Annotated in this window: 12 protein-coding genes; 5 read left to right on the forward strand and 7 right to left on the reverse strand. The window is 41.5% G+C overall.

Annotation, left to right across the window (positions count from 1 at the left end):
• Positions 1-4: 4 nt before the first annotated feature.
• From accC to D3P12_RS01545, 5 genes are all read left to right on the forward strand, one after another.
• Entirely contained in the window at positions 5-1,345 is a 1,341-nt protein-coding gene (accC, locus tag D3P12_RS01525; RefSeq protein ID WP_118196924.1) for an acetyl-CoA carboxylase biotin carboxylase subunit, read from the forward strand.
• A 67-nt stretch (positions 1,346-1,412) separates the two neighbouring features.
• On the forward strand, positions 1,413-2,291 hold the full coding sequence (tatC, locus tag D3P12_RS01530) for a twin-arginine translocase subunit TatC (RefSeq protein ID WP_118193338.1): 879 nt from the start codon (positions 1,413-1,415) through the stop codon (positions 2,289-2,291).
• Between the two features lie 3 nt (positions 2,292-2,294).
• Complete coding sequence (rpiB, locus tag D3P12_RS01535) at positions 2,295-2,735, forward strand: ribose 5-phosphate isomerase B (protein ID WP_118193339.1); 441 nt, start codon at positions 2,295-2,297, stop codon at positions 2,733-2,735.
• A 41-nt stretch (positions 2,736-2,776) separates the two neighbouring features.
• Entirely contained in the window at positions 2,777-4,336 is a 1,560-nt protein-coding gene (locus tag D3P12_RS01540) for a M28 family peptidase (protein ID WP_118193340.1), read from the forward strand.
• Between the two features lies 1 nt (position 4,337).
• Positions 4,338-5,729: a LutB/LldF family L-lactate oxidation iron-sulfur protein gene (locus D3P12_RS01545; RefSeq protein WP_118193341.1), complete on the forward strand. Its 1,392-nt coding sequence runs from the start codon at positions 4,338-4,340 to the stop codon at positions 5,727-5,729.
• 12 nt (positions 5,730-5,741) lie between these two features.
• Here the strand turns inward: D3P12_RS01545 and D3P12_RS01550 are convergent, their stop codons facing one another.
• The 7 genes from D3P12_RS01550 to D3P12_RS01580 all read right to left on the reverse strand — a co-directional run bounded on the left by D3P12_RS01550 (position 5,742) and on the right by D3P12_RS01580 (position 12,563).
• Positions 5,742-6,335 carry a SprT family zinc-dependent metalloprotease gene (locus D3P12_RS01550; protein ID WP_118193342.1) on the reverse strand — a complete coding sequence of 198 codons (594 nt, stop codon included), beginning with the start codon at positions 6,333-6,335 and terminating at the stop codon, positions 5,742-5,744.
• 4 nt (positions 6,336-6,339) lie between these two features.
• Positions 6,340-8,442, reverse strand: coding sequence for a ferrous iron transport protein B (feoB, locus tag D3P12_RS01555; protein ID WP_118193343.1), 2,103 nt, complete (start codon positions 8,440-8,442; stop codon positions 6,340-6,342).
• 12 nt (positions 8,443-8,454) lie between these two features.
• Entirely contained in the window at positions 8,455-8,679 is a 225-nt protein-coding gene (locus D3P12_RS01560; protein WP_118193344.1) for a FeoA family protein, read from the reverse strand.
• A gap of 79 nt (positions 8,680-8,758) precedes the next feature.
• The gene (locus tag D3P12_RS01565; protein ID WP_118193345.1) at positions 8,759-9,142 is read right to left on the reverse strand and encodes a VanZ family protein; all 384 of its coding nucleotides are present in this window, start codon (positions 9,140-9,142) and stop codon (positions 8,759-8,761) included.
• Between the two features lie 89 nt (positions 9,143-9,231).
• Positions 9,232-9,612 carry a glycine cleavage system protein GcvH gene (gcvH, locus tag D3P12_RS01570; RefSeq protein ID WP_118193346.1) on the reverse strand — a complete coding sequence of 127 codons (381 nt, stop codon included), beginning with the start codon at positions 9,610-9,612 and terminating at the stop codon, positions 9,232-9,234.
• A gap of 63 nt (positions 9,613-9,675) precedes the next feature.
• On the reverse strand, positions 9,676-10,257 hold the full coding sequence (ruvA, locus tag D3P12_RS01575) for a Holliday junction branch migration protein RuvA (RefSeq protein ID WP_118193347.1): 582 nt from the start codon (positions 10,255-10,257) through the stop codon (positions 9,676-9,678).
• A gap of 14 nt (positions 10,258-10,271) precedes the next feature.
• Positions 10,272-12,563 (reverse strand): NADP-dependent malic enzyme, encoded by a 2,292-nt coding sequence (locus tag D3P12_RS01580; RefSeq protein ID WP_118193348.1) that lies wholly within the window; start codon positions 12,561-12,563, stop codon positions 10,272-10,274.
• Positions 12,564-12,592 lie beyond the last annotated feature (29 nt).

Raw genomic sequence — 12,592 nt, forward strand, 5'->3', positions numbered from 1 at the left:
CATGATGTTTAAAAAAATACTCATTGCTAACCGTGGGGAAATTGCCTTGCGCATTATTCGCACATGTAGAGAAATGGGAATAAAAAGCGTTGCGGTTTATTCGACGGCGGACCGCGATAGCTTACACGTTCGCTTTGCCGATGAAGCTGTTTGTATTGGGCCACCCGCCAGTAAAGACTCTTATTTAAATATACCCAATATTCTTTCTGCTGCTGAATTGACCAATGCCGATGCGATCCATCCGGGATATGGATTTCTATCTGAAAATGCTAAATTCTCAGCAATATGTGCAGACTATGGCATCAAGTTCATCGGAGCAACGGCCGCGCAAATCAATGCCATGGGCGATAAGGCAGCCGCCAAAGAGACCATGGCGAACGCTGGCGTACCCACTATTCCCGGTTCTGACGGGTTAATAGCTGATATAAATGAAGGCCTGAAAGTAGCCGAGGAAATTGGCTATCCGATCATCCTCAAGGCTACTGCCGGTGGCGGAGGGAAGGGTATGCGGATTGTTTGGAAGAAGGAAGACTTTGAGCACGCATGGGATTCTGCAAGGCAAGAAGCCGGAGCCGCTTTTGGGAATGATGGAATCTATTTGGAAAAATTCATTGAAGATCCAAGACATATCGAGATCCAAATTATCGGTGACCAATTCGGCACCGTTTGCCATCTGTCTGAACGGGATTGTTCGATTCAACGTCGCCATCAGAAGTTAGTCGAAGAAGCACCTTCACCATTTATCACACCCGATCTTCGCAAAAGAATGGGAGATGCTGCTATCGCCGGTGCGAAGGCAGTACAATACGAAGGCGCTGGAACAATCGAGTTTCTGGTTGATAAACATGGCGATTTCTACTTCATGGAAATGAATACCCGGATTCAGGTTGAACATCCGGTTACCGAGGAAGTTATCAATTTTGATTTGATCAAAGAACAGATTAAAGTTGCAAGCGGAGTACCAATATCAGGCAGCAATTATGAGCCCACCATGCACGCGATCGAGTGTAGGATCAATGCTGAGGACCCATTTAATAATTTCCGACCCTCTCCAGGCACGATAACAAACTTTCACTCTCCGGGAGGTCATGGAGTACGGGTTGACACGCATGTATATGCAGGTTATACGATCCCCCCTTATTACGACTCCATGATAGCAAAATTGATTTGCGTTGCGCAAACACGTGAAGAAGCCATATCCACAATGGAACGTGCTTTAAGCGAGTTTGTTATTGAAGGAGTTAAAACAACTATCCCTCTGCATTTGCGCTTAATGGCAGACCCTAACTTTAGAGCTGGAAATTTCACAACAAAATTCATGGAATCATTTGACCTCTCAGAGTAATATGATGATATAATTTTTTAAATACCATTCTTTGTGTAAAGAATGGTATTTTTGTTTTTTAAGAATTATGAGCGAGACAAAGAGTAAAAAGCTTTTAGACACGATCAAACAAAAAGGCAAAAACCTCGAAGCAGAAATGTCTTTTTTTGAGCACTTAGAGGTGCTGCGTTGGCACTTGATCCGAGTAGCCATTGCTATCTTTATTTTCATGGGTCTGGCCTTCGCCTTTTATGATTTCATCTTCGATGACATCATCATGGGTCCATTGAAAACTGATTTCTGGACTTATCGAATGATGTGCCAGCTGGCGGGAAAATTCAATCTAGGTCCCGATTTCTGTGTCGATCATATTCCGATTACACTGATCAACACCCAGTTAGCCGGGCAGTTTACGCTACAAATTAATTCGTCATTGCTAATTGGTGTGATGTTAGGCTTCCCTTACCTTCTTTATGAAATTTGGCGCTTTGTAAAGCCGGCACTTTCGGAAATAGAGAGAAAATCTGCTCAGGGCTTCGTTTTCTACGCAACGATACTTTTTACGATCGGCGTACTCTTTGGTTATTATATCATTTCCGCTCTATCGGTCAATTTTTTAGCCAATTTCCAAGTTAGTGATGAAGTATCGAATCAGATTATGATTAGCTCATACCTCTCTTCTATTGCAACGATATCGTTAGGAACTGGAATTGTATTTGAATTACCGATTGTTATCTTCATCTTATCGAAGGTAGGTGTTATGACACCAAAGTTTATGAAATCAACTAGACGATATGCCTTTATCATCATTTTGGTAATCGCAGCGATTGTTACTCCAACACCCGATATTATGACGATGTTAGCAGTGACATTCCCTCTTGTTCTATTGTATGAGATTAGCATTATCATATCGGAACAGGTGGAAAAAAGGAAGCTAAAAAAAGAGAAGGAATTTTACAAATCATAACATATGAAAACGATTAAAAACATTGCAATAGGAGCCGATCATGCGGGGTTTGAGTACAAGGAAACCTTAAAGAACTATGTTCATGAATTAGGTTTTACGTCCAATGATTTCGGCACCTATGATGACAGCTCAGTCGATTACCCCGACTTCGCTCATCCGGTCGCTTCAGCCGTAGAAGAAAATGAAGGCACCTTCGGCATCCTGATTTGTGGTAGTGCGAACGGTGTTGCCATGTCGGCCAATAAGCATCAACAGGTACGAGCGGCATTATGTTGGAAAGCGGAAATTGCCTCTTTGGCTCGCCAACATAATAATGCAAATATCGTCTGTATTCCGGCAAGATTCGTATCTATCGACGAGGCAAAAGAAATCGTAAAAGCATTTTTCTCTACAGATTTCGAAGGAGGAAGACATGCAAACCGTGTCAATAAGATATCTTGCTAATTAAACACGCTCACTATCTAATAAAAAAACAGTCTATATTCATGTTGAAAAAAATCTCCCTATTAAACCTCTTCATCGCTGCAGCAGCGACGGTTTGTGCACAGACGGATGGTGTTTCTAAAAAATATGCAAATGAAATTAATGTTGAAAGTGCCACGAAGCACTTGACGATCCTTGCATCTGATGAGTTCGAAGGTCGAGATACCGGTAAACCCGGAGGGCATAAAGCTGCAGAATATATTGCAAATGAATTTAAAAAAATCGGATTAACAGCACCTGTAAACGGCAGTTATTTTCAACCTGTTGACTTGGTTGAAACGTCACTACAAGTGAGTGATTTCACCATCGAGAACAACTCTTATCAACTCGGAAATGGTTTCTATATAACTGCAACAAACGAACAGAAAATCAATACAGACGAGATTGTATTCATAGGCTACGGTATCGATGATGAACGTTATAGTGACTTAAAAGATTTAGATATAAAAAACAAAGTGGTCCTGCTCATCAATGAAGGAGAACCTTTAAATGACGAGGGAGTCTACCACATCAGTGGCAATAAGGAGGCTTCCGCTTGGTCAACGCAACGGAACAAACGTATCCAAGCTGTAGCAGAACACCAACCCAAGCTCATCATAGCTGCTTCGTCACAGATCGACAACTTCTTACAACGTTTCGGTGATCGGTTAACCAGACCGAGGCTCATGTTGCGCGAAGACGTTAAGCAATCTCCGAGCAGCCCTGCGGTTGCCCATGTTAATTTTGACTTAGCAAACGAGCTTTTAGGCGAAGAAGATATTGAAAGCTTACGAACTAAGATAAACCAATCGGGAAAGCCAAAATCAATCGTAGCCAAAACGAAATTTATCACAAGCTTTGGGATTCAAACTTCGGATGTAGAGTCTGACAATGTTTTAGGCTACTTGGAAGGAAGTGATTTGAAAGAAGAGCTCGTTGTAATATCAGCGCACTATGATCATGTGGGAGTTGATGGCGAGGAAATTTACAACGGAGCAGATGATGATGGTTCGGGCACTACGGGAGTAATTGAAGTTGCAAGGGCTTTTGCTAAAAGCAAAAAAGAGGGGCACGGTCCGAGAAGAAGTATCTTATTTTTATTAGTGACGGCAGAAGAAAAAGGACTAATGGGCTCTGACTATTACACGAGGCACCCTGTTTTTCCTTTAGAAAATACGGTAACAGATCTCAATATCGACATGATTGGTCGCGTTGATCCTCCTCACGAAGAAAACCCCAACTATATTTACCTAATTGGCTCTGACAAATTGAGTTCCGAACTTCATAGCATTAGCGAAAAAGCCAACGAACAATTCACCAAACTAGAACTCGATTACAAGTATAATGATCCGGATGATCCGGAACGGATTTACTATCGGTCGGATCACTATAATTTTGCAAAACATGGGATCCCGGTTATTTTCTATTTTAATGGTGTTCACGCAGACTATCATAAACCTTCCGATACAGTTGACAAGATTAATTTTGAGCTTTTAGTAAAACGTGCTAAATTGGTTTTCCATACGGCTTGGGAGGTTGCTAACCGTGACAATCGATTGATTGTAGACTCAAATAAAAAATAATATGTCATCTAACCCTGCACAGACATTTCAATCAGACAGCGAGAAAAAGGCTTTTGATATGGATCACCGAAAAGTGATCAATTATAATATCAATAAGTATAATTCCGCTGTGGAGGTAGGTCTGTCAAGGTTTAATAACTTAGAAAACTCCAAACGAAAGGGTTATAGCCTGAAGTGGAAGGTGATGGAAAGCCTGGACAAATACCTTCCGGACTTTGAAGCTAATTTCCAAAAAAAGGGAGGCAAGGTCATATGGGCAAATGATGCTAAAGAAGCACAGGAGGCCATTTGGCAGATAATCAATGAGGAGGGGGCACAGTCGGTCATCAAAGCAAAATCGATGACAACGGAGGAAATCGATTTAAACGATTTCTTGGAAAGTAAAGGCATAGAGGCGATAGAAAGTGACCTAGGTGAATACATTGTTCAGTTGCTCGGCCAGAAACCGTATCATATTGTAACACCCGCCATGCATTTGAACCTCGCAGAGATAGCGAAATTGTTTCACGAAAAATTTAATACGCCGATCGATGCGACAGCAGAGCAACTGACATTAAAGGCAAGGGAATTACTTCGTGAAAAATTCACTTCTGCCGATATCGGCATCACCGGCGCCAACTTTCTTATTGCTGACACGGGCAGTATTGCCCTGACGGAGAATGAAGGGAATATACGCTTGAGCACAACCTTTCCAAAGGTTCATATCGCCTTAGTAGGTATCGAAAAGATAATCCCATCGATCAATGACTTGAATCTATTTTGGCCATTACTGGCTACGCATGGAACAGGTCAGAACCTGACGGTTTACAACAGCATTATTGGCGGACCCAAGCAAGAAGGAGAAGTTGATGGACCGGAAAAGATGTATGTAATTTTGCTAGACAATGGTAGAACCAATGTATTAGCGAATGAAGATCAGCGACAAGCCTTATACTGTATTCGCTGCGGAGCTTGTTTGAATGCCTGTCCGGTGTATAAAAACATCGGTGGTCATACTTATAAAACAACCTACAGTGGGCCAATTGGATCTATTATCACTCCGCATATGAAAGGCATGGAGGCCTTCAAACACCTCAGCTATGCTTCAAGCCTCTGTGGAAAATGTACGGAAGTCTGCCCTGTAAAAATCGATATTCATAACATGCTGTTAGCGAACCGGAGGGACGCAGTTAAGGAAGGCAAGAGCTCAATCATCGAACGTATCGGTTGGAAGGCCTTCTCCAAAGCAATAACCAAACGCTCACTAATTGATCGAGTTGGAGGCAAAACTAAAAATTGGTTTTTAAAGACTTTCTTCAAGAAAAGTTGGGGATCACATCGGTCGTTACCAACTGTTTCGGATAAATCCTTCAGCCAACAATGGAAAGAGGCGAACGAAACAAAGTCATCCTAATAGAGTTCTCTATCAAATCTGTACTTCAGCGATGGGGCTGAATAAGTAGACCCTCCCGGTAGCTTGCTCAACACAACGATAGCGCTTCCGCAACTTTGCTCCTTTTTCAAATATACGGCCGGATGCTATTGAAAAAACAGTCTTTTCAGGAAGTGTTTCTAAATGAACAAGCCCATCTTTAAGCTCACGTTTATGAAGAACCCTAAATAAGACAGGGTCGCTGCAGCTAGACGCGCTCGGATTCACCAGATATTTAACGATCGCATTTTTGATCTCCTGCGGAAAACAATTGAGCAAGAGAAAAGGTTCCATCAGCATCTTAAAGTTATTTTTCCAAATAGTGCCATGTGGCTTAACACGATTCTTATGCTCTTGCCAAGTTTTGAGATGAGCAAATTCATGAACCGTTGTAACGAGAAACGCATAGGGGTTCAGGTCACCATTAACAGATATCCGATGACCTTTCCCTTTAAACGGACTTCGGTAATCGCCGAATTTACTACTTCGGCCCTTCGTTATCCGAAACTCACAGGGGGTCTCGTGAATCCAACGTTCTATTATCGGCACTGCATCTGACGGGAGGTAAGGCATCAGTACTGAATCCATTAACTTAACGTAATAACTGATATACAATTAAACTGGCGACATAAGCCATGGCAGTCATATAGGTAAACTGTATAATCGGCCATTTCCATCCGTTTGTTTCCCGCTTGACAACAGCAATCGTGCTTAAACACTGCATCGCGAAAGCATAGAAGACCATCAACGAAAAAGCTGTTGCCGTCGTATAAACCTTTTCTCCCGTTACAGGATCTACAGCGGCCTCCATCTGCTCCCTGATGTTGGTCGTATCATCGTCTCCACCCTCAACACTATAAATTGTGGCCATTGTCCCAACAAAAACCTCTCTGGCTGCTACCGATGTGATCAATGCAATTCCGATTTTCCAATCGTAACCCAAGGGACGAATGGCTGGTTCAATTGCTTTGCCAACGATACCGACATAAGAGTTTTCCAATTCCTCGGCAGAACGCATGCGCGCCAATTCGTCGGGTGTGTGTTGACTGATTAATTCTGGCGATTCATACTTTGTATTGATTGCTTCCATTCTGCTTGGCGGGCCGTAGCTGGCCGCCACCCATAAGACAATAGAGATAGCAATTATAATCTTACCGACATCAATGACGAAAGTCAGCACCTTGTCATACATGATCAAAAACACATTCTTCCAACGCGGTTTACGATAAATAGGCAGTTCCATAATAAAATAGGACCCCAACTTTCCTTTAATCATCCCTTTCATAACCCAAGCCACAAGCACGGCCCCAACAACACCTAACAGATAAAACCCTAAAAGAGTTAACCCCCTCAAATCAAATACTCCCCACACTTTCTCGTCGGGAACTACTAAAGATATCAATAGAATATATACAGGTAATCGAGCCGCACAACTAATCAAAGGCGTGACCATAATTGTAATGATACGATCTTTCCAGTTCTCAATGTTTCTGGCAGCCATAATAGACGGAACAGCACATGCCAGTCCGCCAATCATCGGCACGACCGACTTCCCATTAAGCCCGACCTTACGCATCAATTTGTCCATCAGAAAGGTAATCCTCGCCATATAGCCCGTATCTTCAAGAATGGCTATGAATGCAAATAATATGGCAATCTGCGGAATGAAAACAAGCACCCCTCCTAAACCAGCAAGAATCCCATCTAGGAGCAAATCAGCGAGTATCCCCGCGGGAAGAAGATTTCGGCCGACATCATCTAACCAAGCGAAAAAGTTCTCGATTAACGTCATCGGATATTCTGCCCATGAAAAAATAGCCTGAAAAATCAATAGTAAAAGGAAAAAGAAAATAACAAAACCCCATACCTTATGCGTAAGAATATTATCGAGTTTATCCGTAATTGACTCTCTATTTTCTTTTGGTTTCACGGACACGGTATTTTTCAGCAATCGATCAATATACTGATATCTCGCAAGTGTTTCCTCAACCTGTGCTTCCTCTGAATTAAAGCCATGGGATGCCATAATTGCATCGAAACGGTCTCCTTCATCATTACCTACCATTTTAAGTGACACATGTTTATGTGCCATAAGCAGGCTGGCATATGCGTTATCTACCCCTAGTTCATTCTGGATCTCCGTAAGAAGTTGCTGCGAACTTTCGGGTATCTCGTAGATTGGATGATGAACAGCATTCTTGGGCGCATCAGCAATCGCCTGTTTTAAAATATGAATATTTTCGTTTTTCCTAGCGCTTATTTTCACGACCTGTACAGCTAATTCCCGAGACAATCGATCAACTTCAACATCAATCCCCTCCTCCTCTGCGAGATCAGCCATATTCAAAGCCAAGATTATCGGGATACCCAAATCCGCAACTTGCGTGTAAAGCAATAGATTCCTTTTCAGGTTGGTTACATCGACTATGACAACCAGCAAATCTGGGTGGTAAGGATTCTCTTTATTAGATAGTATTTCAGCTACAATTGCCTCATCTTCTGTCTTTGGGTGAAGACTGTAGCAACCGGGAAGATCAATGATTTCTACAGTTTTTTGATTGGGTAACCTACAAGACCCTATTTTTTTATCTACTGTAACTCCTGGAAAGTTCCCCACTTTCTGGTTAAGTCCCGTCAACAGGTTAAACAGAGACGACTTTCCAGTGTTAGGGTTCCCAACTAATGCAACTTTCAAATTATTCAGGTTTTAAGAATGAGGTATTAAGATTACTTTAGACGCTTCATCTTTACGCAAACTTAACTGATAACCCGAAACTTTGATTGCAATCGGATCACCGAGAGGAGCAATTCTTTCTAAAACAACAGGCTCTCCTGGAAGACAACCCATTTCCATTAATTTAATTGATAAAGACAGATCAGTAAATTCTTTTATTATTCCACCTTTACCGATTTTAAGTTCTGATAGTTTCATGCTCCTTGTTTTCAGATAGCAAAAATACAATTATTTAGAATCATTACAAGTAGTAATATGATCAGGAAAGCGAGAACTGTTATATTTTTGTCTTCTTTATTGCCAGAACAAGAACTAGATACGCAAAATAACCCATCCCAATACCCACGTGATCGGCGAATATATCCCAGTATTCAAACTGCCGATTATCCGTAAAAAATTTCTGTACCAATTCTGTTCCAATAGCAAAAATGCTCGCCGATAGTAGGACAACAACATTGGGCCAGCTAATCAGGTTGGGTTCATTACCATTCATTAGTGATCCAAAAAACATCAGTACGGTAAAAACGAAAAAGAACCCTGTATGGACTAACTTGTCGATACCTGGAAAGGAGTGACGAGAGTCAGTCACATCAGGCATCGGTGACGAGATCAAAATCAATACGAGAATCGCCCAAATAATAGCCCACAGATAATGTTTCATTCACAAAGCGGTTTTTAGTATATAAAAAACACGGAGAAGAACATTTTCTTGTTCGAATCCGTGTTTAACTTGCTTTTCAGGAGTATTTTTTATTTACCGATCAGCTCTTTGTATCCTTCAGCTGTGAGTAAAGATTCAACATCTGAAGGATTTTCTAGTTTTATACGAACCATCCATCCCTCACCGTAAGGGTCATTATTAACAAGTTCTGGATTAGCATCCAATTGTTCATTTACGGTAAGAACAGTTGCGTTAGCCGGCATAAAAAGATCAGAAACCGTTTTTACAGCTTCAATCGTACCAAACACCTCGTCCTTGCTGACATCGTCTCCGACAGTATCGATGTCAATAAAGACAATATCTCCCAATTCGCTTTGAGCGAATTCAGTAATACCGATTACAGCTTCTTCACCCTCTACACGGATCCATTCGTGATCTTTGGTGTATTTTAATTCTGATGGAAAATTCATAGTTCTTGTTTTTATTTCAAATTTATTAATCTAAACGGATATTAACAAAATAAAGCCTTCCATTTATAGACTCTTCAATGCTACCTTAATCAGGTGCTCCACAGAGCTTTCAGGTTCATTTTTATAGATTGACAAAACGACCTTTTCCGCCTTTTGTTTGACAAAACCCAACATTACCAGTGCTGAAAGTGCTTCTTCTACAACGGTTTGATCTTTTGCAACAGGAATTAGCGTATCCGGCCCTTCCTTCCTTAGTTTATCTTGTAGTTCAAGAATTACTCGCTGCGCACTTTTTGGACCAATCCCTTTGATCCGCTGGATAAGATTAACATCGCCATTGATAATTGCCGCCTGGATCTCAGTAGGAGTGATTGAGGACAGCATCATCCTAGCGGTATTAGCCCCAATCCCCGATACGGAAATTAAATGCTGAAAAAGCCTTCTCTCCCCTTCATCATAAAAGCCATACAGCGTATGAGAGTCTTCCCGAACCTGAAAACTGATAAACAACTTGCATTGCTCTTGTGACTTGATTTGCTCAAAAGTGTTCAACGAAATTACGACATGGTATCCTACTCCACTTACATCTAGAACAACATGTGTAGGTCCTTTATAAACCAGCTTCCCATTTAAATAATCATACATAGCAAAAAACAGGTTTACTTACGCTTCTTCTTTTTTGATTTAGCATGGGATTGTACATCCACAACTGCAATCGTCACCATATTTATGATCTCTCTGACCGAACTATCTAACTGAAGAACGTGTACAGGTTTATTCATACCCAATAAAATTGGTCCGACTGCTTCCGCATCTCCCAATTCTTGCAGTAATTTATAGGCTATATTACCTGATTCCAAATTGGGGAATACGAGCGTATTTGCAGCCTGCCCATCAAGCGTACTAAAAGGGAAATTATCGGTTAACAGTTCCGGATTGATCGCAAAGTTACCCTGCATCTCCCCATCCACCGTAATTTCTGGATGTGATTCATGCAATCTTCGGACAACTTCGCGCGTCTTAACCGGGACGACGCCATCACTCGAACCAAAGTTACTATAAGAAAGAACCGCTAATCGAGGTTTAATATTAAATCTCCGTACCGCTTTATCAAGCAAAACACTAATATCGACCAATTCGTCAATCGTTGGGTTTTCATTAATTGTTGTATCTCCAAAGAAAACAGGCCCTTTCTTTGTTAGCATCATGTACATACCAGCAACGCGGCTCCCTGGCTGTGTTCCAATAACCTGAAGTGCCGGCTTAATCGCTGTCCCATAATTTTTTGTCAAACCAGAGATCAATGTATCCGCCTCACCAAATTCGACCATACAAGCAGCGAAATAATTGCGATCAAGCATCAACTTGTTTGCACCACTCTCTGTAATACCTCGTCGTTGCCGCTTCTTAAATAAAAATTGGACATATTTTTGGAAGCGCTCACTATTTTGCTCCTCGAAAGGGTCAATGATCTCAACCTCGCCTAACTCTAAATTGTGCTCCTTGATCAGATTATCGATTTTCTTTCTATTTCCTAAAAGTATGGGATAGGCAATCCCTTCATCATTGACAATTTGTGCCGCCTTCAAAATTTTATAGTTATCAGCCTCTGTAAAGACAACACGCTTCGGATCTTTCTTTGCTAATACAGTTACATCGCGAATAATCCGGTCATCAGAACCCAATCGATTTCTCAACTGGTTAACATAGGCTTCAAAATCATCAATTGTATTTCGTGCCACACCAGTCTCTATCGCTGCTTTGGCTACGGCGGGCGCTACCGAAGTAATTAAGCGCGGGTCGTTCGGCTTAGGGATGATATAATCCTTGCCAAACTTCAGATTACTTTCTTCATAAGCTTCATTAACCGCTTCGGGAACAGATTTCTTAGCCAACTCTGCAATCGCATATACAGCAGCAATCTTCATTTCCTCATTAATTGCCGTGGCACGCACATCTAAAGCACCCCGGAAAATGTAAGGAAAGCCCAGCACATTATTCACCTGATTCGGAAAATCTGAACGGCCAGTAGCCATAATAATATCAGAACGTGTTTTCGTTGCCAAATCATAATCGATCTCCGGATCCGGATTCGCCATAGCAAATACGATCGGCTTTTTGTTCATTGACTTTAACATATCTACCGACAACACATTCCCTGCTGACAAACCGATAAATACATCAGCTCCCTTCACTGCTTCTTCAAGGGTATGAATATCGACATCCGTGGCAAACTCACTTTTCGTTTTCTCAAGAACTTTCCTATCCGATCGAATCACTCCAGCCCGATCGAGCATAACAATATTTTCCTTCTTAGCTCCAAGTGATATGTAAATTTTTGTACAAGAAATCGCTGCGGCCCCCGCACCATTCACCACAATTTTAACTTTCTCTATTTTCTTCTTCTGAATTTCACATGCATTGATCAGAGCAGCGCCCGATATAATTGCTGTACCATGTTGGTCGTCGTGCATCACTGGGATCGACATCTCTTCTTTAAGCCGCTGCTCTATTTCGAAGCACTCTGGTGCCTTGATATCCTCTAGATTAACACCGCCAAAAGTAGGCTCCAATGCTTTAACAATATTTACAAACTCGTCAACGTTCTTTGTATTTAACTCGAGATCAAAAACATCAATATCTGCAAAAATCTTAAATAGCAACCCTTTACCTTCCATTACCGGCTTCCCTGCATCTGCACCAATATCTCCTAATCCCAAAACTGATGTGCCGTTACTGATAACGGCTACCAAGTTTCCTTTGGCAGTATATTTATAAGCATCTTCTTTATTTTCAGAAATCCGCAGACAAGGCTCCGCAACTCCCGGTGAATAAGCGAGCGATAAATCTCGTTGAGAATTCGTTGGTTTAGTTGGAACAACCTCAATCTTCCCTGGTCTGCCCTTACTATGATAGTCAAGTGCGTCCTGCTTCTTATTTTTTACCTTCATAAAGAGTTATTTATTTTAGATTGAACAAA

Source organism: Pedobacter indicus, from assembly GCF_003449035.1.
Classification (GTDB): domain Bacteria; phylum Bacteroidota; class Bacteroidia; order Sphingobacteriales; family Sphingobacteriaceae; genus Albibacterium; species Albibacterium indicum.